This is a genomic window from Roseateles agri, assembly GCF_034043675.1.
Lineage (GTDB): Bacteria > Pseudomonadota > Gammaproteobacteria > Burkholderiales > Burkholderiaceae_C > KK5.
Map to the genome: position 1 here is coordinate 449,289 of NZ_JAXCLA010000005.1, position 21,354 is coordinate 470,642.

The 21,354-nt window shown below is 66.2% G+C and carries 17 protein-coding genes, 1 tRNA gene and 1 pseudogene; 9 read left to right on the forward strand and 10 right to left on the reverse strand.

Going from position 1 to position 21,354, the window contains the following annotated elements; translation table 11 throughout:
* Positions 1-3: 3 nt before the first annotated feature.
* The 5 genes and pseudogenes from truB to rimP all read right to left on the reverse strand — a co-directional run.
* On the reverse strand, positions 4-942 hold the full coding sequence (gene truB / locus SNE35_RS17490; protein ID WP_320424213.1) for a tRNA pseudouridine(55) synthase TruB: 939 nt from the start codon (positions 940-942) through the stop codon (positions 4-6).
* Positions 935-1,312, reverse strand: coding sequence for a 30S ribosome-binding factor RbfA (gene rbfA, locus SNE35_RS17495; protein WP_320424214.1), 378 nt, complete (start codon positions 1,310-1,312; stop codon positions 935-937). The genes truB and rbfA overlap by 8 nt, the downstream gene beginning before the upstream one ends.
* Before the next feature lie 67 nt (positions 1,313-1,379).
* Positions 1,380-4,394: a translation initiation factor IF-2 gene (infB, locus tag SNE35_RS17500; RefSeq protein WP_320424215.1), complete on the reverse strand. Its 3,015-nt coding sequence runs from the start codon at positions 4,392-4,394 to the stop codon at positions 1,380-1,382.
* Positions 4,395-4,473: 79 nt separating this feature from the next.
* The gene (nusA, locus tag SNE35_RS17505) at positions 4,474-5,952 is read right to left on the reverse strand and encodes a transcription termination factor NusA (RefSeq protein WP_320424216.1); all 1,479 of its coding nucleotides are present in this window, start codon (positions 5,950-5,952) and stop codon (positions 4,474-4,476) included.
* 131 nt (positions 5,953-6,083) lie between these two features.
* Positions 6,084-6,557 (reverse strand): annotated as a pseudogene (gene rimP, locus SNE35_RS17510) (ribosome maturation factor RimP); the annotation flags it as partial.
* Positions 6,558-6,820: 263 nt separating this feature from the next.
* Here rimP and fabI point away from each other — a divergent pair.
* Complete coding sequence (fabI, locus tag SNE35_RS17515) at positions 6,821-7,603, forward strand: enoyl-ACP reductase FabI (RefSeq protein WP_320424217.1); 783 nt, start codon at positions 6,821-6,823, stop codon at positions 7,601-7,603.
* A gap of 62 nt (positions 7,604-7,665) precedes the next feature.
* Here fabI and SNE35_RS17520 read toward each other — a convergent pair whose 3' ends face one another.
* Entirely contained in the window at positions 7,666-9,927 is a 2,262-nt protein-coding gene (locus SNE35_RS17520) for an arginine/lysine/ornithine decarboxylase (protein ID WP_320424218.1), read from the reverse strand.
* Positions 9,928-10,033: 106 nt separating this feature from the next.
* Here SNE35_RS17520 and SNE35_RS17525 point away from each other — a divergent pair, with 106 nt between their 5' ends.
* The 3 genes from SNE35_RS17525 to SNE35_RS17535 all read left to right on the forward strand — a co-directional run bounded on the left by SNE35_RS17525 (position 10,034) and on the right by SNE35_RS17535 (position 11,521).
* A complete protein-coding gene (locus tag SNE35_RS17525) occupies positions 10,034-10,462 on the forward strand; it encodes an NfeD family protein (protein WP_320424219.1) in 429 nt (142 codons plus the stop codon).
* A 21-nt stretch (positions 10,463-10,483) separates the two neighbouring features.
* Entirely contained in the window at positions 10,484-11,419 is a 936-nt protein-coding gene (locus tag SNE35_RS17530; protein WP_320424220.1) for an SPFH domain-containing protein, read from the forward strand.
* Positions 11,420-11,430: 11 nt separating this feature from the next.
* Positions 11,431-11,521, forward strand: a tRNA-Ser gene (locus tag SNE35_RS17535).
* A 226-nt stretch (positions 11,522-11,747) separates the two neighbouring features.
* Here the strand turns inward: SNE35_RS17535 and SNE35_RS17540 are convergent.
* A complete protein-coding gene (locus SNE35_RS17540) occupies positions 11,748-12,242 on the reverse strand; it encodes a lysozyme inhibitor LprI family protein (RefSeq protein ID WP_320424221.1) in 495 nt (164 codons plus the stop codon).
* 255 nt (positions 12,243-12,497) lie between these two features.
* On the opposite strand from SNE35_RS17540, the gene SNE35_RS17545 reads away from it, so the two are divergent.
* Positions 12,498-14,183 carry a purple acid phosphatase family protein gene (locus SNE35_RS17545; RefSeq protein WP_320424222.1) on the forward strand — a complete coding sequence of 562 codons (1,686 nt, stop codon included), beginning with the start codon at positions 12,498-12,500 and terminating at the stop codon, positions 14,181-14,183.
* A 38-nt stretch (positions 14,184-14,221) separates the two neighbouring features.
* Here the strand turns inward: SNE35_RS17545 and SNE35_RS17550 are convergent, their stop codons facing one another.
* A complete protein-coding gene (locus tag SNE35_RS17550) occupies positions 14,222-15,808 on the reverse strand; it encodes an MFS transporter (protein WP_320424223.1) in 1,587 nt (528 codons plus the stop codon).
* 203 nt (positions 15,809-16,011) lie between these two features.
* On the opposite strand from SNE35_RS17550, the gene SNE35_RS17555 reads away from it, so the two are divergent.
* On the forward strand, positions 16,012-16,266 hold the full coding sequence (locus SNE35_RS17555; protein WP_320424224.1) for a hypothetical protein: 255 nt from the start codon (positions 16,012-16,014) through the stop codon (positions 16,264-16,266).
* Complete coding sequence (locus SNE35_RS17560; RefSeq protein ID WP_320424225.1) at positions 16,263-17,333, forward strand: flavodoxin family protein; 1,071 nt, start codon at positions 16,263-16,265, stop codon at positions 17,331-17,333. The genes SNE35_RS17555 and SNE35_RS17560 overlap by 4 nt, the downstream gene beginning before the upstream one ends.
* Before the next feature lie 36 nt (positions 17,334-17,369).
* Here the strand turns inward: SNE35_RS17560 and SNE35_RS17565 are convergent, their stop codons facing one another.
* Complete coding sequence (locus SNE35_RS17565) at positions 17,370-18,092, reverse strand: DUF4336 domain-containing protein (protein ID WP_320424226.1); 723 nt, start codon at positions 18,090-18,092, stop codon at positions 17,370-17,372.
* A 23-nt stretch (positions 18,093-18,115) separates the two neighbouring features.
* Entirely contained in the window at positions 18,116-18,628 is a 513-nt protein-coding gene (locus SNE35_RS17570) for a hypothetical protein (protein WP_320424227.1), read from the reverse strand.
* A 124-nt stretch (positions 18,629-18,752) separates the two neighbouring features.
* Here SNE35_RS17570 and SNE35_RS17575 point away from each other — a divergent pair, with 124 nt between their 5' ends.
* Positions 18,753-20,936, forward strand: a complete 2,184-nt coding sequence (locus tag SNE35_RS17575) for a catalase (RefSeq protein ID WP_320424229.1) — start codon at positions 18,753-18,755, stop codon at positions 20,934-20,936.
* Positions 20,937-21,002: 66 nt separating this feature from the next.
* On the forward strand, positions 21,003-21,350 hold the full coding sequence (locus tag SNE35_RS17580) for a PRC-barrel domain-containing protein (protein ID WP_320424230.1): 348 nt from the start codon (positions 21,003-21,005) through the stop codon (positions 21,348-21,350).
* Positions 21,351-21,354: the final 4 nt, after the last annotated feature.

The following is a 21,354-nucleotide window of genomic DNA, read 5'->3' on the forward strand; positions in this document are numbered from 1 at the left end:
AACTCAGGCGGCGCTCAGGAGACTTTCGACTTCCTGCGGGCTCAGTAAACGATCGGCGATCAGTTCGCCGGACTTGATGTGGGCACTGCCGAGGAAGGCCTTGGGCTGCGGCCCGTAGACCCGGACGTTTTCGGCGTCCTGCGCCTTCACGCGCCGGCGAAGGCCCGTGAGAAAACGCGCGGCCTCGTCACCGTCCAGCGACAGCGCGGGCCAGTCGGCCAGCAGCGAGTCGGGGGGGTGAAGCAAGGCTTCACGCTCCACTTCGTTCATGGCCGCCAGCGCATCGAGCGAGACCGCCCGGTCCACCGTCAAGGGGCCTGATTTGGTACGCCGCAGCGCCGCCAGGGACGCGCCGCAGCCGAGTTCGCGGCCGATGTCCTCGGCCAGCGTGCGGATGTAGGTGCCCTTGCTGCAGCTGACGTCCAGGGTCAGCAGGGCATTGTCGAAACCGACGATGTCCGCGCGATGAATCGTCACGCGGCGCGACGGGCGCTCGATGTGGATGCCGGCACGGGCGTATTCGTACAGCGGCCGGCCTTCGTGCTTCAGCGCCGAGTACATCGGCGGCACCTGGTCGATCTCGCCGACGAATTTCGCGACGACGGCCTCGATCTGGGCGCGGGTGGCCGTGACCTCGCGGCGCTCCAGCACCTCGCCCTCGGCGTCGCCGGTGGTCGTGGTAACGCCGAGATTCAGCGTCGCCAGGTAGCCCTTGTCGGCATCGAGGCTGACCTGGCTGAACTTGGTGCCCGCGCCGAAGCACAGCGGCAGCAGGCCGGTGGCCAGCGGGTCCAGCGTGCCGGTGTGGCCGCCCTTCTCGGCGCGCAGCAGCCACTTGGCCTTCTGCAATGCATCGTTGCTCGACAGGCCCAGCGGCTTGTCGAGCAGCAGCACCCCGTGAACCGGGCGGCGCTGGATGCGTTGCTTCCTGGCTTCAGTCATTGGGTTCGTCGTCCAGCGCGCGGGTGGCATTGGCCTGGGAGATCAGCGCCCCCATCTCGGCGGCGCGTTCGGTCGTGCGGTCGAAGTGGAAGTGCAGGCTCGGCACCGTGTGGATCTGCAGGCGCTTGAACAGGCCGTTGCGCAGGTAGCCGGCGGCCTCGTTCAAGGCCTCCTGCGTTTCCTGCGGATCGCCGACCAGCACGGAGAAGAAGACCTTGGCGTGCGCGTAGTCCGGCGTCACCTCGACGGCCGAGATCGTCGGCATCTTGATGCGCGGATCCTTCAGCTCGCGGATCAGCTCGGCCAGGTCGCGCTGGATCTGGTCGGCGATGCGGAAACCGCGGTTCGGGATGGCTCGTTTATGTCGCATATTGATGAGCTCCTGAAGTGGCGAACCCCGCCCAGGGGCGGGGTTAGCACCTAGGCGAAGCGTACGCTTACAGCGTGCGGGCGACTTCCTTGATTTCGAAGATTTCCAGCACGTCGCCCTCGGCGATGTCGTTGTAGTTCTTCAGCTTGATACCGCACTCGAAGCCTTCCTTGACTTCCTTGACGTCGTCCTTCATCCGGCGGACCGATTCGACCTCGCCCGTGTAGATGACCACGTTCTCGCGCAGCAAGCGGAAACGCGCGCCGCGACGGACCAGGCCCGAGGTGACCATCGAACCGGCCACCGTGCCGATCTTGGAAGCCACGAACACCGTGCGGATCTCGGCCGTGCCCAGCGCTTCTTCGCGCTGCTCCGGCGCCAGCATGCCGCCCATCGCTGCCTTCACATCGTCCACGGCGTCGTAGATGATGTTGTAGTAGCGCAGGTCCACGCCATTGCCTTCGGCCAGCTTGCGCGCGCCGGCATCGGCACGCACGTTGAAGCCGATGATGATGGCCTTGGAGGCGATCGCCAGGTTGACGTCGGACTCGCTGATGCCGCCCACCGCCGCGTGCACGACCTGCACCTTGACCTCGTCGGTCGACAGCTTGAGCAGCGAGGTGGCCAAGGCCTCCTGCGAACCCTGCACGTCAGCCTTGATGATCAGCGGCAGCGTCTGCACGTCGCCGGCAGCCATGTCGGAGAACATGTTCTCCAGCTTGGCGGCCTGCTGGCGAGCCAGCTTCACGTCGCGGTACTTGCCCGAACGGAAGGTGGCGATTTCACGCGCACGGCGCTCGTCGCCCAGCACCATGAACTCGTCGCCGGCCTGCGGCACTTCGGTCAGGCCCTGGATCTCGACGGGGATCGACGGGCCGGCCTCGGTGCTCGGCTTGCCGTCCTCGTCCAGCATCGCGCGGACGCGGCCGAAGGTGGAACCAGCCAGCACGACGTCGCCGCGCTTGAGCGTACCGCTCTGCACCAGCACCGTGGCGACCGGGCCGCGGCCCTTGTCCAGCTTGGCTTCGATGACGAGGCCCTTGGCCATCGACTCGACCGGCGCCTTCAGCTCCAGCACTTCGGCCTGCAGCAGCACCTGCTCCAGCAGTTCGTCGATGCCCTGACCGGTCTTGGAGGACACGGCGATGAACGGCGATTCACCGCCGAACTCTTCCGGCACGACCTGCTCGGCCACCAGCTCGCTCTTGACGCGCTCGGGGTTGGCATCGGGCTTGTCGCTCTTGGTCATCGCGACCACGATCGGCACGCCAGCGGCCTTCGCGTGGTGGATGGCTTCCTTGGTCTGAGGCATCACGCCGTCGTCCGCCGCCACCACGAGGATGACGATGTCGGTGGCGGTGGCGCCACGAGCACGCATGGCCGTGAAGGCCGCGTGACCCGGGGTGTCCAGGAAGGTGACCATGCCGCGCGGCGTCTCGACGTGATACGCGCCGATGTGCTGCGTGATGCCGCCGGCTTCGCCCGCGGCCACACGGGCACGGCGGATGTAGTCCAGCAGCGAGGTCTTGCCGTGGTCGACGTGACCCATGACGGTGACGACCGGTGCGCGCGGCAGCGATTCGTGCGCCGACTCGGCAGCGGTGCCCTCTTCCTCGAGGAAGGCGTCGGGATCGTCCAGCTTGGCGGCGAACGCCTTGTGGCCCATTTCCTCGACCAGGATCATCGCGGTCTCTTGGTCCAGCTGCTGGTTGATGGTGACCATCTGACCCAGCTTCATCAATTGCTTGATGACCTCGGACGCCTTGACCGACATCTTGTGCGCCAGATCGGCCACCGAGATGGTTTCGGGCACATGCACTTCCTGCACCTGCTGCTCGACAGCCGGCTGGAAGTTGGACGAGGCACCGCGATCGTCACCACGACCGCCGCGACGGCCACCCGCGCCACCGCGGGCCGGCGCACGCCAGCCTCCGGGGCCCGGACGGGCAGCGCCGGCCGGTGCGCCGGGCTTGCTCGGACCGCGCTTCTTGTCATCGGCCCAGCTGGACGACAGCTTCTCGGACTTGACGGACTTCTTGTCGCCCGGCTTGGCCGCAGCAGGCGCAGCCGTGCCCGGCGCAGCGGGTGCGCCCGCCTTCTTGTGGATCGTTCCCTTGATGCCAGGGGCTGCCGCCTCGGCCGGCTTGGCCGGCTCTTCCTTCTTGGCGACCATCACCTTCTTCGGCGCGTTCATCATCGCGCGGATGGCAGCGGCCTCGGCCTCGGCGGCCTTGCGGCGGCGCTCCAGGTCGACCTGCTTCTGCTTCTCCTCGACGCCGACATCGACGGCCTTCACCACGCGCAGTGCGGGCTTCGGTGCATCGACCGGCGCGGCGGGGGCCGGAGCCTCGGCAGCCGGTGCGGGGGCCGGGGCGGCAACAGCAGCGACCGGGGCCGGTTCGGCCGGGGCCACGGGTGCAGCGGCCGGCGCGGCGCGCTTGGCAGCGGCAGCGCGATTGATCGCGGCAGCTTCGGCGGCAGCGGCTTCGGCGGTTTGGCGCGGAGCGGCCTTCGGGGCTGCCTTCGCAGCTTCCGCCGCAGCCTTGGCAGCGGCCGCGGCTTCTTCAGCAGCACGCGCTTCGGCAGCCAGGCGCTCCTGGCGACGCTGTTCCTCGGCTTCCTTGGCGGCACGCTCGGCGGCCTCGCGCTCGCGGACGCGAGCGGCGAGTTCTTCCTCCTGCTGGCGCAGCGCCTCGGCCTGGGCCTTGGCTTCGTCCTCGCGGCGCTGCAGGTCGGCTTCCTCGGCCGCAGCGGCGGCCGGATCGTCACCGCCGCCAGCTTCGTCGCGCTTGACGAAGGTGCGCTTCTTGCGGACTTCGACCTGGATCGTGCGGGCCTTGCCGGAAGCATCCGCCTGCTTGATCTCGCTGGTGGACTTGCGGGTCAGGGTGATCTTCTTGCGATCGCCTTGCGCGGTGCCGTGGGCGCTGCGCAGGTGTTCGAGCAGGCGCTCTTTATCGGCCTCGTTGAGGGCGTCGTCGGACGACGCCTTCTTGACGCCTGCTGCTTGAAGCTGCTCAAGCAGCGTGCTCGCAGGCCTTTGAAGCTCTGCGGCAAACTGGGCGACGGTGGTCACAGCCATTGTGGGTTTTCCTTGAATACTTTTGCGTTCGGTGCTGCTGGAGCGAGTGGTGGTCGGTGCCTGTTATTGATATTCAGGTTCAGGCAGTGAACCAGTGCTCGCGCGCCTTCATGATCAGCGTGCGGGCAGCCGCCTCGTCCAGGCCGGCCATTTCGACGAGTTCGTCGACGGCCAGGTCGGCCAGATCGTCACGGGTGTGGATATCGCCGGCCGCGAGCTTGGCGATCAGCTCAGGCGACACGCCTTCCAGATCGCGCAGGTCTTGCGAGACCTCCTCGACCTTTTCCTCGCGGGCGATTTCCATCGTCAACAGCGCATCCTTGGCCCGGGTGCGCAATTCGTTGACCGTGTCTTCGTCGAAGGCCTCGATCTCCAGCATTTCCTGCATAGGCACGTAGGCCACTTCTTCCAGGCTGGTGAACCCCTCGGCGATGAGGATGTCGGCGACCTCGCTGTCCACGTCGAGCTTGTCGACGAAGAGCTTGCGGATGGTCTCCGTTTCCAGTTCATGCTTGGCCGCGGATTCCTCGGCCGACATGATGTTGATGCGCCAGCCGGTCAGCTCGGAAGCGAGCCGCACGTTCTGGCCGCCACGGCCGATCGCGATGGCGAGGTTTTCCTCGTCCACCACGACGTCCATCGCGTGGCGTTCTTCGTCCACGACGATCGATTGCACGTTCGCCGGCGCCAGCGCGCCGATGACGAACTGCGCCGGGTCTTCCGACCACAGCACGATGTCCACGCGCTCGCCGGCGAGCTCGTTCGTCACGCCGTTGACGCGCGAACCGCGCACGCCAACGCAGGTGCCGATCGGGTCGACACGCTTGTCGTGGCTCAGCACGGCGATCTTGGCGCGGCTGCCGGCATCGCGGGCAGCGCTCTTGATCTCCAGCAGACCCTGTTCGATTTCGGGCACTTCCTGCGCGAACAGTTCCTTCATGAACTCGCCGCTGGAGCGCGACAGCATGATCTGCGGGCCGCGCTGCGTCGGATCGATGCCCAGGATCACTGCGCGGACACGGTCGCCGGTGCGCAGGTTTTCCTTCGGGATCATTTCGTTGCGCTTCAGGCGGCCTTCCACGCGGCCGGACTCGGCAATGATGTCGCCCTTGTCCAGGCGCTTGACGGTGCCGACGAAGATCTTCTCGCCGCGCGAGAGGAAGTCGTTCAGCAGCTGCTCGCGCTCCGCATCGCGGATCTTCTGCAGGATCACCTGCTTGGCGGCCTGCGCGCCGATACGGCCGATCGGCACGGATTCGACCGGCTCCTCGATGTGGTCTTCCACCTCGATGTCGGGGATCTGCTCCTGCGCTTCGAACAGCAGGATCTCGGCGTCGGGCACCTGCAGACCGGCTTCATTCGGCACGACGTGCCAGCGGCGGAAGGTTTCGTACTCCCCGGAGTCGCGATCAACCGAAACGCGGATATCGGCTTCGCCGCCATACAACTTCTTGGTGGCCGACGCCAACGCGGCTTCCACCGCGCCGAACACGACATCGCGCTCCACGCTCTTCTCGCGCGAAATTGCATCCACCAACATCAACAGTTCGCGGTTCATTGATCCAGACCTCCGTGTACCTTGTGACCCGTCTTGCGCCCCGTTGCGACGGCGCCTTCTTGCTTCTTCGTCTTCGAAGCGGCGCCCGCGGGCTTCTTGTTGCCAGCGGCCGGCTTTTGGCCGCCGCTGTTGCGTCCCTTGAACGGCGTGACCGGCACCAGCCGAGCCTCGCGCACTTCATCAAGGGAAAAATCCATCGCCTGATCGACCTTGCCGTCGTTGAACACGATGCGCCAACCCTCGCCTTCCGCCGCGAGGATGCCCTGGTAGCGCTTGCGGCCCTGGAACGGCACCTTCAGCGTCAGCGCAACCTCCTGGCCGGCAAAGCGGGCATAGTCGGCCGCCTTCTTCAGCGGGCGATCCATGCCGGGCGAGGAGACCTCCAAGCGCTGGTAATCGACCGCTTCCACCTCGAGCACATACTGCAGCTGGCGTGTGACACGCTCGCAATCGTCGACGGTGATTACCTCGCCGGCCGCCACCTGCTCGGGCAGCTTGTCGATGGACACGCGCAGCAAGCCCCCGGCGCTGCGTTCGCAGTCCACGAGCTCGTAACCGAGACCGGTCACGGTTGTTTCCACAGCGGCTTGCCAGCTCTGGTTCATCGGCGGTGTATCGAGGGTGGTCGTCAAAGGCGAAAATCGATCAAGCAAAAAAAATGGGCTGGATGAATCCGCCCAACTTACGCACTGTGACCCGAGCCCATTCACCTGCCCCGGTCCAGCTTTGCAACTGTCACCCATGCGTTGATGGGCTCCGTCGCAAAACAGGGATTGTACTATGCAAGCACCATGCCGGCAAGCCGACCGGTCCGGCCGACGCATTGGCATGACAGAATCCCGGGCTGATTTCGATACAAGGAGCCACCATGGGTTTTCTCGCCGGCAAGCGACTGCTGATTACAGGCGTGCTGTCCAACCGTTCGATCGCCTACGGCATCGCACGGGCCTGCCACCGTGAAGGGGCCGAACTGGCCTTCAGCTACCAAGGCGAGCGCTTCAAGGACCGGATCACCGAGTTCGCCGCCGAATTCGGCTCCAGCCTGGTCTACGACTGCGATGTCAGCGACGACGCCCAGATGGAGAAGCTGTTCGCCGACCTCGGCGCCGTCTGGCCCGAATTCGACGGCTTCGTCCACTCGATCGGCTTTGCCCCGCGCGACGCGATCGCCGGCAACTTCCTCGACGGCCTGACCCGCGAGAATTTCCGCATCGCCCACGACATCTCGGCCTACAGCTTCCCGGCCATGGCCAAGCTCGCCGCGCCGCGCCTGCGCGCCGGCGCCTCGTTGCTGACGCTGAGCTACCTCGGCGCCGACCGCTACGTGCCCAACTACAACACCATGGGCCTGGCCAAGGCCGCCCTGGAAGCCAGCGTGCGCTACCTGGCCTACGACCTGGGCGCCAAGGGCGTGCGCGTCAACGGCATCTCGGCGGGCCCGATCAAAACGCTGGCCGCCTCCGGCATCAAGGATTTCGGCAAGATGCTGACCCAGTTCGCCGCCAGTGCGCCAATCCGCCGCAACGTGACGATCGACGACGTCGGCAACACGGCCGCCTTCCTGTTCTCGGATCTGGCGGGCGGGATCAGCTCGGAGATCATTTACGTGGATGGCGGGTTTAGCCATGTGGCGATGACGGGCGAAGCCTGAGCTACAGCGCCTCCGAATTCACCAGTCACGCGCGCCGATGCGCGTGACTGGTGACGCGGCGATCAAGCCGCCACGCAATCCACGTAATACCTCACCTTCCCGTCATCCCCCGTCTCCGCAACCAGACCGTGCACGTCGGTCGCGAAGCCCGGGAAACTTGCGTTGAAGTCGCGGGTGAACTTCAGGTAGTCGACGATGCGCTTGTTGAAGCGCTCGCCGGGGATCAGCAGCGGGATGCCCGGCGGATAGGGCGTCAGCAGCGCGGTGGTCACGCGGCCTTCGAGCGCGTCGATCTCCACGCGCTCGGTCTTGCGGTGCGCGATGTAGGCATACGCATCGCTGGGCTTCATCGCCGGCTCCAGGTCGGACAGGTAGACCTCGGTCGTCAGGCGTGCGATGTCGCCCTTGGCGTAGGCCTCGTGGATGCTCTGGCAGAGGTCGCGCAGGCCCATGCGCTCGTAGCGCGGATGGGCGGCGGCGAACTCGGGCAGGATGCGCCAGATCGGCGCGTTCTTGTCGTAGTCGTCCTTGAACTGCTGCAACGCCGTCAGCAGCGTGTTCCAGCGGCCCTTGGTGATGCCGATGGTGAACATGATGAAGAACGAGTACAGGCCCGTCTTCTCGACGACCACGCCGTGCTCGGCCAGGAACTTGGTGACGATGCTGGCCGGGATGCCGGTCTTGGCGAACTTGCCGCTCATGTCCAGGCCCGGCGTGATCACCGTGGACTTGATCGGGTCCAGCATGTTGAAGCCGGCCTCGATCGGGCCGAAGCCGTGCCACTTCTCGTTGGCCTTGAGCATCCAGTCGGCTGACTTGCCGATGCCCTCGTTCACGACCTTGTCCGGGCCCCAGACCTTGAACCACCAGTCCTGCTTGCCATAGTCCTTCTCGACCTTGCGCATCGCGCGGCGGAAGTCCAGCGCCTCGGAGAGGCTCTCCTCCACCAGCGCCGTGCCGCCGGGCGGCTCCATCATCGCGGCGGCCACGTCGCAGCTGGCGATGATCGAGTACTGCGGGCTCGTCGACGTGTGCATCAGGTAGGCCTCGTTGAAGAGGTGCCTGTCGAGCTTCACGTTCTGCGAGTCCTGCACCAGCACTTGCGAGGCCTGGCTCAGGCCGGCCAGCAGCTTGTGCGTGGACTGCGTGGCGTAGACCATGGCCGTCTTCGGGCGCTGGCGATGCTTGCCCATCGCGTGGTAGGAGCCGTAGAAATTGTGGAAGGCGGCGTGCGGCAGCCAGGCTTCGTCGAAGTGCAGCGTGTCGATCCAGCCGTCGAGCTTGGCCTTGATCGTCTCGGTGTTGTAGAGCACTCCGTCGTAGGTGCTCTGCGTCAGCGTCATGATGCGCGGCTTCACCTTCTTGGCGTCCACGCCCTTGAGCAGCGGGTTCTTGGCGATCTTCTTGCGGATGTTCTCCGGCGAGAACTCGCTCTCGGGAATAGGTCCGATGATGCCGTAGTGGTTGCGCGTCGGCGTCATGAACACAGGCACGGCACCGGTCATGATGATCGAGTGCAGGATGCTCTTGTGGCAGTTGCGGTCCACCACGACCACATCGCCCGGCGCCACCGTGTGGTGCCAGACCATCTTGTTGCTGGTGCTCGTTCCGTTGGTGACGAAGAAGCAGTGGTCCGCATTGAAGATGCGCGCCGCATTCTTCTCCGAGGCCGCGACCGGGCCCGTGTGGTCCAGCAGCTGGCCGAGTTCTTCCACCGCGTTGCAGACGTCCGCACGCAGCATGTTCTCGCCGAAGAACTGGTGGAACATCTGCCCCACCGGGCTCTTCAGGAAGGCCACGCCGCCCGAGTGGCCGGGGCAGTGCCAGGAGTAGGAGCCGTCCTGCGCATAGTCCATCAGCGCCTTGAAGAACGGCGGCGCCAGCCCGTCCAGGTAGCTGCGGGCCTCGCGGATGATGTGGCGCGCCACGAACTCCGGCGTGTCCTCGAACATGTGGATGAAGCCGTGCAGTTCACGCAGCACGTCGTTCGGCAGATGCTGCGAGGTGCGCGTCTCGCCGTACACGTAGATCGGGATGTCGGCGTTCTTAAAGCGGATCTCTTCGATGAACTTGCGCAGGTTCACGACGGCGGGGTCGAGCTCCGGCCCCGCGGTGAACTCGTTGTCGTCGATCGACAGGATGAAGGCACCCGCGCGGCTCTGCTGCTGGGCGAACTGGCTCAGGTCCCCGTAGCTGGTAACACCCAGCACTTCGAAGCCCTCTTTCTGGATGGCGTCCGCCAGCGCGCGGATGCCCAGGCCCGAGGTGTTCTCGGAGCGGTAGTCCTCGTCGATGATGACGATGGGAAAGCGAAAGCGCAGCATCTGGCAGCCTCCAGTGGGCTAGGGGTGAAAAACGAAGGCGCGAAGTGTAGGGCACGGAAGTTACCCCCGCGTACACTCATCCAGAACATCCATCCGGGAGACATCCATGGACATTTCCCCGTCCACCGTCTGGTGGATCGCATGCGGCGCGCTGGTCGCCGTCGAGCTGGCCACGGGCACCTTCTATCTGCTGATGCTGGCCATCGGCTGCGCGGCCGGCGCGATCGCCGCGCACCTCGGTTTCGGCGACACGGCGCAGGTCCTCTGCGCGGCCATCATCGGCGGCGGCGCCGTCGCCGTGTGGCACCGCATGCGCGGCAACCGCCGCGCCCCGCCGGCCGCAGCCAACCCGGACGTCAACCTCGACATCGGCCAGGCCGTGCAGGTCGAAGCCTGGTCGCCGGATGGCTCGGCCCGAGTCAACTACCGCGGCGCCGCCTGGCGCGCGCGCTATGCCGGCGCAGATGCACCGCCCGCTGCCGGCCGCTACGTGATCCGCGCGATCGACGGCAGTTGCCTGATCCTGGACCGCTGATTCCCTTCTCCTGAGGCCTTCATGGAAATTGCACTGATTCTTCTCGTCATCGCCATCATCTTCGTCGCGCAATCGCTGAAGGTGGTGCCCCAGCAGCATGCCTGGGTCGTCGAGCGCCTGGGCAAGTACCACGCGACATTGACACCGGGCCTCAACATCCTCGTACCCTTCGTCGATCGCCTGGCCTACAAGCACTCGCTGAAGGAAATCCCGCTCGACGTCCCCAGCCAGGTCTGCATCACCCGCGACAACACCCAGCTCACCGTCGACGGCATCCTCTACTTCCAGATCACCGACGCGATGCGCGCGAGCTACGGCTCCAGCAACTACATCGTCGCGATCACGCAGCTCGCCCAGACGACGCTGCGCTCGGTCATCGGCCGCATGGAGCTGGATCGCACGTTCGAAGAGCGCGATTCGATCAACAGCCACGTCGTGCAATCGCTGGACGAGGCGGCGCTGAACTGGGGCGTCAAGGTGCTGCGCTACGAAATCAAGGACCTGACACCGCCGCCGGCCATCCTGCACGCGATGCAGGCGCAGATCACCGCCGAGCGCGAGAAGCGCGCGCTGATCGCTGCATCCGAGGGCCGCCGCCAGGAACAGATCAATATCGCCACCGGCGAGCGCGAGGCCTCGATCGCTCGATCCGAAGGCGAGAAGCAAGCCGAGATCAACAAGGCGCTCGGCGAGGCCGCCGCCATCACCGCCGTGGCCGACGCCACCGCGGGCGCAATCCGCAAGATCGCCGACGCCATCCAGCAGCCCGGCGGCGACCAGGCCGTGCAACTGAAAGTGGCCGAGAAAGCCGTCGACGCCTACGCTCAACTCGCGCAGAAGAACAACACGATGATCGTGCCCGGCAACATGACCGAGGTCAGCGCGCTGATCGGCACCGCGATGGCCATGATGAAGAAGCCGCTGCCCGGGGCTTCAACACCCAAAAGTGCGCTATGATGGCGGGCTTCGGAGCGGTGGATGAGTGGTTTAAGTCGCACGCCTGGAAAGCGTGTGGGGGTTAATAGCCCCCCGCGGGTTCGAATCCCGCCTGCTCCGCCAAAATGATCTAAGCCCTTGTTTATCAAGGGCTTTTTTCTTGGCTCGTCGTGGATTCGAAGTTGTCGACTCTGAAAGTGCAACTTCCATGTCCGAAACCACGTTGCCGAACGATCATGACTCTACTGGTGCAGCCGAGATGGTCCACGTTGCCCACGGCGCTGCTGAACAGATCAAATCTCCTGTGCGCCACAAACCGAGCCGGGCAGGCGGCCGAGCCCGCAGGCCGTCAAGGCCGATCCGGCTCGTCCATGGTGCAAGGGATCATGCGGCCATCCGGTAGATTCAACCGGTATTCGCCGCGCTTGCCGAACAAGGAAAGCTCCCCTTCGGACGTCAAAGCACCATAGCGCTCACCCGACGCTCGCACCAGGCTGTCGAGCACCCGCGACCCTCGTGGAGTGCTGATCACAGCCAGTGCGCCTGGCTGCAGGTATGTGATGGACCAAGCGCCCTCCAGCGACGGGCATAGCAGCGCAACCGGTCCGACGGACACCTTTGTTGGATCTCGCGTCTCGCGAGGTAGACCGGCACGCAGCTCGGCAATCTTCAGCGCGTAGGCGTCGCGTACGCAGCGCCGAACGTCCACGTCCGCCTCGCACGCTTGCAGCACCTTCCCGAGGCTCTCCCGGTCTGCGTTCAACGCCGAAGCCTTCTTGCTGGCGTCACTGAGAGCGAGCCGATACAGCCGATCGGTTTCAACCTGAAGCTGTTGGAGGTCCACGACATTGCATGCAAGCCACCCAACCCGACCCTTGCCTGGACAGCGGATCTCCGGTTCGCCGGCTGACGCTGCCGCGGCTGCGCAAGACAGGACGACTGCGATGAGAAGCTGGGAATTCCTCAAGGGGCGAGCTCCAGGTCGACAAGCGGTACTGGGCAATCTTCGCCGATCTCACCGAACATCCGACAGCCATCGACGGTCGCTCCTCGACGCAGACGTCGCTGACGTGGCGATGGTCCTGCACGGCATCGTGCAATGTCCGTGCTGACCCTCACTTGGAACTCTTCTGTCACATTCGTCGAGTGCAATCTGCCTTTCAGACTCAAGCGAATGGAAGCCTCGATGACACCAAACGATGACATCCAGCCCGACACGCTCAGTCGGCGCCGGCTGCTCGCTGCGGCAGGCCTTGGGGGCGTTTCGCTCACAGCCTCGATCGCTGCGATCCAGCCTGCTCATGGCGCAACCGTCCCAGCTAGGAACGATGCTCCCCTGGCAACACCGCCGGTGGCCGGCTTGCATCTCCAGTTCGGTGCCGATGCGTCGTCACAGGTCGTGGTCTCCTGGCACACGCTGCAGCCGGCCCGGAATCCTCGGGTCGTCTTGGGACGGCCTGACGGCAAGTTCGAGCAGACGGTGCAGGCGGAGACCGTCAGCTACACCGATGCGAAGGCCGGGCAGATCGTCTACGCGCACCACGCCAAGATCCATCGGCTGCAGCCGCTAACGTCCTACCTGTACGGTGCCCTTCATGAAGGCGCGACGCCGGAGTTCGGCACTTTCCGCACGGCACCGCGCGGGCGGGCGCCGTTCACGTTCACCAGCTTCGGTGATCAGGGTACGCCAACGCTGGGCAAGCGCTTTGTTCCACCGGCGGGTGTCAGCCTGCCGAACCCGCCGTTCGTCAACGACAACCTCGGCTCGCCGGCAGCCGGCGACACCACGGCCGGTGTCGAGCGACTGCAGCCTCTGTTCCATCTGTTCAACGGCGACCTCTGCTACGCCAATCTCGCCGAGAACCGGGTGCGGACCTGGTGGGATTTCTGGGAGAACAACAGCCGCAGCGCGCGCAATCGCCCCTGGATGCCGTCACCGGGCAATCATGAGAACGAACTGGGCAATGGTCCCATCGGCTACCAGGCCTACCAGACCTACTTCTCGGTGCCCGAAGCCTCCGGCCAGACGGAACTGACGCGTGGACTCTGGTATGCCTTCACGGCGGGTTCGGTGCGGGTCATCAGCATCGCCAACGACGACGTGGCCTACCAGGATGGCGGCAACAGCTACGTACGGGGTTACTCCGCCGGCGCCCAGAAGGTCTGGCTCGAGAAGGAACTGGCCACCGCCCGCTCGAACCGCGATGTGGACTGGGTCGTCGTGTGCATGCACCAGGTCGCGATCTCGACCGCCGACAAGTTCAACGGCGCCGATCTCGGCATCCGCGAGGAGTGGATGCCCCTGTTCGATCGCTACGGCGTCGACCTGGTCGTGTGCGGGCACGAACACCACTACGAGCGCTCCCATCCGATCCGCGGGCAGGAAGCCAACCGGACGCTGACGCCGATCCCCAGCGCCACGGCCACCGACCGGATCGACACCACACACGGCGCGGTCCATATGGTCATTGGCGGGGGCGGTACATCGGCTCCGTCGAACGAGCTGTTCTTCGAGCCACCGCAATGCCGGGTGATCACGGCCGTCGGCGAACCCGACCCGGTGACGGGCAAGCGGGCACCGGTCTATGTGACGGAGCACGCGCCGTGGTCCGCGGTGCGGAACGCCGCGCACGCCTACGGATTCGCGGCCTTCGAGGTGGACCCCGGACCCGGTCGTGGCGGTTCGACGACGATCAAGGTGACCTACTACGACGTCACCGGTCCTGGCGGCCAATTGGCGCCGTTCGAGACCTTCTTGTTGACCCGACCTCGCGCAGACGTCTGAGCGCCCACGCCCGTCTGTCAGGACGGATGCATCACCCCTCAAGGCTTCGGATCGCTGGCGCTCGCCGTGCGTGCACCTATCGTCCACCAGGCCACCAGCGCACTGAACAGCGCGAGACCGGCGGACACCCACATGACTTGGCGAAACCCCGCCACGAAGGCCTCCCCCACGGCCGCCTTCGCCTGCGCAGCGACCTCGCCGGGCAGACCGGGCGACAGTTCAAGACCGGCGAGCCGATGGCGTTGCGAAGTGATCGCCTCAAGCGCGCCTGCAGGCAGGTGAAGGCTCGCAAGCGCCTCGTCCAGCCGCGTGTCGAAGGCGGCCGCCAGAACCATGCCAAAGGCCGCTATCGCCAACAGGCTCGCCGTGCGGGAGACCGCGTTGTTCACGCCGGACGCTGTACCCGCATGGGAAGGGTCGACGGCGTTCATCACCGTCGTCGTCAGCGGCGCCACCGTCACCGCCATGCCAGTGCCGAGCAGGCACACGGCAGGCAGAAAGTCCGTCCAGTAGTCCGCGCCCACCCCGGGCCGGGCGAATGCGGCGAAGCCCGCAGCCGCGATAGCCGGGCCAAGAACGAGGGGCAGCTTCGCGCCCACGCGGTCGACCAACGAGCCCGCCCAGCGCGAAAGCATGAACATGATCGCGATGAACGGCAGCAAGGCCGCGCCTGCGGCCGTTGCGCTGTAGCCCTGCACCTGAATCAGGTTCAGCGGGAAGAAATACAGACTGCCCCCGAGCGCGGCGTAGAGCAGCAGCGTCAGCAAGTTGGCGCCCGAGAAGTCACGAATCCGGAACAGGATCAAGGGCAGCATCGGGTCGCGCACACGCGCCTCGATCATGAGGAAGGCGGCGAGCGCCGCGACGCCAACAGCGCCGGCGAGGATCACGATGCCCGATCCCCAGCCTCGCGCGGGGGCCTCGATCAGGGCGAATACGATCCCAGCGAGCCCCAAGGTGGCGCTCGTCGCGCCGGCGAAATCCAACGGGGCCTGGGCGCTGGCGCCACGGCTCTCCGGGACTTTGGCGATGCTCAGGATCACGAGTGCGATGCCGAGCGGCAGGTTCAGCAGAAAGGCCCAGCGCCAGGACAGGTGGTCGACAAGAAAGCCTCCCACCACCGGTCCGATCGCCGCGGTGACACCGCTGAAGGCCGACCAGGTGCCGATGGCCCGTCCGCGCTCGCCCTCCTCGAAGCCAGCGCTGAGCAGTGCGAGGCTCCCCGGCACGAGCAGCGCCGCGCCGATACCCTGCAAGGCACGCGCCAGCACGAGCGCGTCTGCGTTGCGCGCCGCGGCGCAGATGGCAGATGCCACGGTGAAGATCGAGACGCCGACCACGAACACACGCCGGCGCCCCAGGCGGTCGCCGAGCGCCCCGCCCACCAGGAGCAGCGCCGCGAGAAAGAGCGCATAGGACTCGACGATCCACTGCGCGTCCGCGGCCGACGCGCGAAGGCTGCGCTGGATCGCAGGCAATGCGACGTTGACCACCGTGCCGTCCATGAACGCCATGCTGGAACCGAGGATCGCGGCCAGCAAGGTCCAGCGCTGCGCGATGCGCGTGCAAGGGCTCGCCGCGGGCCCGTGGCGGATCATGGTGTCGTCACAGGGCATCTTGAGCATGGGGTTCCAGGTCAGGCGTGCGGCACCTTCAAGCGACGCGGCCAAGGCGAGTATGGGAAGCGGGACCCGAGGCGTCAATCGCAGTGCACGGCCCGCTCGGTGTCTGACGGTACCTTCACCAACGAAGCCAGGCGCTCCAACCCAGCCATCATGGCCTGACGTCCTACAGACGAGCCCAGGGGCGCGGACGCACAGTCCCTTCCATGGTCGCCGCACATCCCGTCCTGAACCTCCTGATTCCCGTCATGGGCGGAATCTTCCTCGGCAGCCTGTTCGGCGGCGGGCGATCCGTGCGACGGCTCCATGTCGCCGAAGCGGCCAAGCTGCTGCTGCACCTGCTGGTCGTCCTGGTCGGTTTCTACCTCTTCGCGGGGCTCAGCGTCGCTGATTGGTGCTGCTGTGCGATCGGCTACCTGATTGCACAGTTCGAGATGCATCGACTGGCTCCATCGCCATGACGGAAGCACGCAAGGGCCAGGCGCCCGCCAAGCTTTCTCGCGCCGAGTTCGGAGAACGCTACCGCGCCGCGTTCCGCGACCCTGCGTTCCAGGCGGAAGCCAATGCCATCGCCCGGCTGGAGGAGATCGCCTGGTCGGCCTATCAGGAAGGTCGCAAGTCACCCACCACCCGTCGGGCCGGCGCGGGCTTCGCCGACCCCGACTACGAGCTGTCGGTCGATTGGCTTGCGGCCCGGGACGCGATTGCCCGAGCGCAATCCACGCAGGCCGATCCTGCGTCCCCCTCCCGGGTATTGATGATCATCGGCTCCGCGCGCAACGACGGCAGTTGCCCCGGCGAGATCTCCAAGTCCTTCAGGCTTGCCGGCTGGATGAAGGATGAACTTGAGCAGCGCGGCATCGAGATCGACACGCTGGACTTGAGCCTGACCACCTCCGAGTACGGCCGCGCCATCCACCCTTGCAAGGGCTGCGTGTCCACGGCCATGCCGCTGTGCCACTGGCCCTGCAGTTGCTACCCCAACCACAGCCTGGGCCAGGCCACGGACTGGATGAACGAGATCTACCCCCGCTGGGTGGCGGCCCACGCGATCATCATCGTCTCGCCGGTCTACTGGTACCAGGCACCGAGTCCACTGAAGCTGATGATCGACCGGCTGGTCTGCGCCGATGGCGGCAATCCGGACCCGACCTCCACCCATGGCAAGAAGGCCGAGGAAGCCAAGGCGCTGGAACTGGCGGGCTGGGACTATCCGCAGCATCTCGCCGGCCGCGTTTACGGGCTGATGGTCCACGGCGATGTCGCCGGCATCGAGAGCGCGCGGCGCAACCTCAGTGACTGGCTGGAATGGATGGGCCTGATCGACGCCGGACAGCCCGCGCTGCTCGATCGCTACATCGGCTACTACGAGCCCTATGCGACGAGTCACGAAGAGCTGGACCGGGGCGTGGCGGTCCAGCAGGAAGCCCGCAACGTGGCGCTTGCCGTGGCGCACGCCGTCGAGGCGCTGCGCAGAGGCACGCTGACTGCCGTGCAGCCCAGGCTGCGGCGTCCGCGACCCAAATGACGATCTGCGGACTGACAGAAGGACGGCAGAAGGACATCACTTCAGTTCGTCGGCAATGCGCTCCAGCACGCGGTTCGGCTCGCTGTCGATCACGTCGCCATGGCTCACGACGATGCGGCGTAGAGCCGGCTCGGTGGACCACTGCAGCAAGGCCAGCGCCAGCGCTTCCTTGTCCTTGACATACAGCTTCTCACCGACCCAGGGCATCTCGGGCTCCTTGACGCCGAAGCCCATCAGCCGCGCCATCACCTTCGCGCCCAGCCCCTCCGGATGGCGCACATTGGCAATCAGGTCGTTGATGACCAAGCTCGTGCCGGAACTCCGCCGCACGAGGAGCGCAGCCTCCTTGCCGTCCACGCCAGGCACCGCCTGGAAGGAGACCGCGGCATCGCCGAAGGGGTCTTCGGTCGCGTCGACGGCGACGGCTTCACTCACGGCTTCGCGCGCGCCGGGTGCACACACGATCAGCGCGCTCGGGTAGCGCTGTTTCCACGGCCGAAGGTCGAGCCGGTGCGAAACGCCCGGCGCCACGATGTAGCCGATCGGCCCCTCGTCCTCGAGTTGCAGCATCGCGCTTTCCTGCAGCGGGATCGCGCTCCAGATGACCAGACGCCCGTCCGCAAGACGCACGATGGTCATGCGCCGCGGAAAGTGGCCCAGCGGCATGGCGATCTCGCCCGCCACGGTCCACAGGCCGTCATCGAGTTGCTCGATCGCGCCGTGAGGCTCGACCTTCCATTCGTCGTTGAGTCTGGACATGACAGTACTCCCGCAACAGGGCCTCAGGTCCGCGGCGGCCGTATCAGCGCGCGCTCGCCCTCATTGCCCGAGGGTGTCTGCGAGTTCAGGCCGCGATCGGGCGATTCCGCCACCTGCTCAAGATGGCTGGCATGCGTGATCAGTTCGGTGATGAGGAAGCGGCCGTACTGCTGCGCGCGCTCGGCACCACAGGACTTGGCGATGTCGGCGATGCGGCCCGCCTCTGCGTCGTCGCGGGCCCTCACGACGAGCCAGTGATAGCCGCGCTCGGCCAACGCCCGCTGCGCCTTGATCAGGTTGAGTTCCTGACCGATCGCGGCCAGGGAACTCGCCCGCACCATGTCCTCGTCGATCTGCGCGAGCATCTCGCGGTCGGTGTAGGGGCGGATGCCGTCGGGATCAAGGCCTGAATCGAGACCTGAATCGAGCAATGCGCGCCTTGCCTCTTCGGCCTGCTCCGCGCTCGGAAACGAGATCACGACATGGCCGACGGGCTTGTGCACGCCGAAGCTGGTGGGATGGTCGCTGGTCTGCATGGGGGCCTCTCAATGGGGTCGCTGACCGCTGTCGGCAAGCGCCGTACCCGGCGGCTCGCAGCGTGGACAGGCATGCGAGTTGCCATGGCGTCGGCTATCGCCCGCTATCGAAGGAGACACGATCATGCCCAGCAAGACCCGCAAGCCCGCCGCCGATGCGCCCGCCACCTTGAACGGCCTGCACCATCACGCGCCTGGCGCCGGCCGGGGGGCGCAACGCGAGCGCATCGGCAACGGTGGCGAGCTGCACCAGGAGGTGGAGCATCGCGGCAAGCGCGATGGCAGCGGCGAAGGCGACGGCGTGGCCCATCTCACCGACAACTTCGGCCACCGCATCGCCGACAACCAGAACTCGCTGCGCGCCGGCGTGCGTGGGCCGACCTTGCTGGAAGACTTCGTGCTGCGCGAGAAGATCTTCCATTTCGATCACGAGCGCATCCCCGAGCGCATCGTCCACGCACGCGGCTCGGGCGCGCATGGCGTTTTCGAGTGCACGAAAGCCATCCCCGGCCTGACCAGCGCCTCGATCTTCCAGAAGAAAGGCAATACCTGCCCGGTGTTCGTGCGCTTCTCCACCGTGGCGGGCGGCGCCGGCTCGGTGGACACGCCACGCGACGTGCGCGGTTTCGCGGTCAAGCTCTACACCGACACGGGCAACTGGGACCTTGTCGGCAACAACATTCCGGTCTTCTTCATCCAGGACGCGATGAAGTTCCCCGACCTCGTCCACAGCGTCAAGATGGAGGCCGACCGCGGCTTCCCGCAGGCCGCCTCGGCGCACGACACCTTCTGGGACTTCGTGAGCCTGATGCCCGAGAGCATGCACATGATCATGTGGGCGATGTCGGACCGCGCGATCCCGCGCAGCCTGCGGATGATCGAGGGCTTCGGCGTCCACACCTTCCGCTTCGTCAACGCGAAGGGCGAGAGCCGCTTCGTCAAGTTCCATTGGCGGCCGCTTTTGGGCATGGCCTCCACCACTTGGGACGAGGCCTGCAAGATCGCCGGCGGCGACCCGGACTTCCACCGCCGCGATCTGTTCGAAGCGATAGCGGCCGGCCAGTTCCCGCAATGGGACCTGGGCGTGCAGGTGTTCGACGAGGCCTTCGCCGCGAAGCAGCCCTACGACGTGCTCGATGCGACGAAGCTGATCCCCGAGGAGGACCTGCCCCTGCAGATCGTCGGCCGGCTGACCTTGAACCGCAACGTCTCCAACTTCTTCGCCGAGACCGAGCAGGTCGCCTTCCTGCCCAGCAACGTGATCCCGGGCATCGACTTCTCCAACGATCCGCTGCTGCAGGGCCGGCTGTTCTCGTACCTGGACACGCAGAAGTCGCGCCTGGGCACGACCAACTTCCACCAGATCCCGATCAACGCACCCAAGTGCCCCTTCCACAACTTCCAGCGCGACGGCCTGATGCAGACGCTGGTGCCCACCGGCCGGGCCAACTACGAGCCGAACAGCCTGGCCGCTGCCGGCGAGGACGGCGGCCCGCGCGCCTGCCCGGAGACCGGCTTCACGTCCTTCCGCGGCGACGACGAGCACAGCAGCGGCGACCACCAGAAGCTGCGCGTGCGTGCCCCGCTGTTCGCCGACCACTACAGCCAGGCGCGGCTGTTCTACCGCTCGCAGACGGCGAACGAGCAGGCACACATCGCATCGGCGCTGGTGTTCGAGCTGTCCAAGGTGAGCCTGGATGCGGTGCGCACGCGCGTGCTGTCCCGGCTGCGCAATATCGATGAAGACCTGGCCGCCCGCGTGGCCAAGGGCCTGGGCGCCGCGCTGCCACCCAAGGCCAAGGCGGCGCGCGAGCCGGTGGACATGAAGCCGTCAGCGAAGCTCTCGATCCAGAAGAACGCCAAGGCCACCTTGCAGGGCCGCAAGGTGGCGATCCTGTTCGCCGAGGGCTCGGACCGCAAGGCGATCGAGGGCCTGCGGCAACAGATCGAGGCGGCCGGCGGCAACGTGGCGCTGGTCGCCCCGAAGATCGGCCCGCTGAAGGTGAAGGGCGGCACGCTGAAGGCCGACGGCCAGTTGGCCGGCTCGCCCTCGGTGATGTTCGACGCCGTCGCCAGCATCCTGATGCCGGATCAGGCGAAGCGGCTGGCGCTGGACGGCGCATGCGTCCAGTGGTTCATGGACGCCTATGCCCACTGCAAGACCATCGCCCACTGCGAAGGCACGAAGCTGATCCTCGCGCGGGCCGGCGTGGAGCCCGGCGAAGGCGTCGTGCCGATCGAGGGCTTCATGAGCGTCGGCACGGCGCGCCACTGGGCCCGTGAGCCGAAGGTGCGCGACCTGGCCTGAGCGGGTCCGTGCCTTGCCTGCATCGCGGCACGGGCCGCGCAGTGCGGCACATCCACAGGAGACGTCATGAACAACTTTTCTTCTTCCATTTCCTCCTCGAAGGTCGAGGGCACCGCCGTGTACAACCTGCAGGGCGACAAGCTCGGCTCGATCGACGACCTCGTCATCGACAAGCAATCGGGCCGTGTGCGCTACGCCGCGCTGGAGTTCGGCGGCTTCCTCGGCATGGGGACCGATCGCTACCCCCTGCCATGGGATCAGCTCCGCTACGACACCGACAAGGACGGCTATCTGGTGAACCTGGACAAGGACAAGCTGAACGCCGCACCGAAGTACAGGGAAGACACGGAGCCCGACTACACCGACGACTACGGGCGGAAGGTCTACGACTACTACGGCAGCCCGTGGTGGTGAGTAC

What these genes read in the sequence shown, in the direction of transcription:
- truB (WP_320424213.1), bottom strand. Translation starts at nt 942, where the DNA reads ATGACTGAAGCCAGGAAGCAACGCATCCAGCGCCGCCCGGTTCACGGG.
- rbfA (WP_320424214.1), bottom strand. Translation starts at nt 1,312, where the DNA reads ATGCGACATAAACGAGCCATCCCGAACCGCGGTTTCCGCATCGCCGAC.
- infB (WP_320424215.1), bottom strand. Translation starts at nt 4,394, where the DNA reads ATGGCTGTGACCACCGTCGCCCAGTTTGCCGCAGAGCTTCAAAGGCCT.
- nusA (WP_320424216.1), bottom strand. Translation starts at nt 5,952, where the DNA reads ATGAACCGCGAACTGTTGATGTTGGTGGATGCAATTTCGCGCGAGAAG.
- fabI (WP_320424217.1), top strand. Translation starts at nt 6,821, where the DNA reads ATGGGTTTTCTCGCCGGCAAGCGACTGCTGATTACAGGCGTGCTGTCC.
- SNE35_RS17520 (WP_320424218.1), bottom strand. Translation starts at nt 9,927, where the DNA reads ATGCTGCGCTTTCGCTTTCCCATCGTCATCATCGACGAGGACTACCGC.
- SNE35_RS17525 (WP_320424219.1), top strand. Translation starts at nt 10,034, where the DNA reads ATGGACATTTCCCCGTCCACCGTCTGGTGGATCGCATGCGGCGCGCTG.
- SNE35_RS17530 (WP_320424220.1), top strand. Translation starts at nt 10,484, where the DNA reads ATGGAAATTGCACTGATTCTTCTCGTCATCGCCATCATCTTCGTCGCG.
- SNE35_RS17545 (WP_320424222.1), top strand. Translation starts at nt 12,498, where the DNA reads ATGTCCGTGCTGACCCTCACTTGGAACTCTTCTGTCACATTCGTCGAG.
- SNE35_RS17550 (WP_320424223.1), bottom strand. Translation starts at nt 15,808, where the DNA reads ATGCTCAAGATGCCCTGTGACGACACCATGATCCGCCACGGGCCCGCG.
- SNE35_RS17555 (WP_320424224.1), top strand. Translation starts at nt 16,012, where the DNA reads ATGGTCGCCGCACATCCCGTCCTGAACCTCCTGATTCCCGTCATGGGC.
- SNE35_RS17560 (WP_320424225.1), top strand. Translation starts at nt 16,263, where the DNA reads ATGACGGAAGCACGCAAGGGCCAGGCGCCCGCCAAGCTTTCTCGCGCC.
- SNE35_RS17565 (WP_320424226.1), bottom strand. Translation starts at nt 18,092, where the DNA reads ATGTCCAGACTCAACGACGAATGGAAGGTCGAGCCTCACGGCGCGATC.
- SNE35_RS17570 (WP_320424227.1), bottom strand. Translation starts at nt 18,628, where the DNA reads ATGCAGACCAGCGACCATCCCACCAGCTTCGGCGTGCACAAGCCCGTC.
- SNE35_RS17575 (WP_320424229.1), top strand. Translation starts at nt 18,753, where the DNA reads ATGCCCAGCAAGACCCGCAAGCCCGCCGCCGATGCGCCCGCCACCTTG.
- SNE35_RS17580 (WP_320424230.1), top strand. Translation starts at nt 21,003, where the DNA reads ATGAACAACTTTTCTTCTTCCATTTCCTCCTCGAAGGTCGAGGGCACC.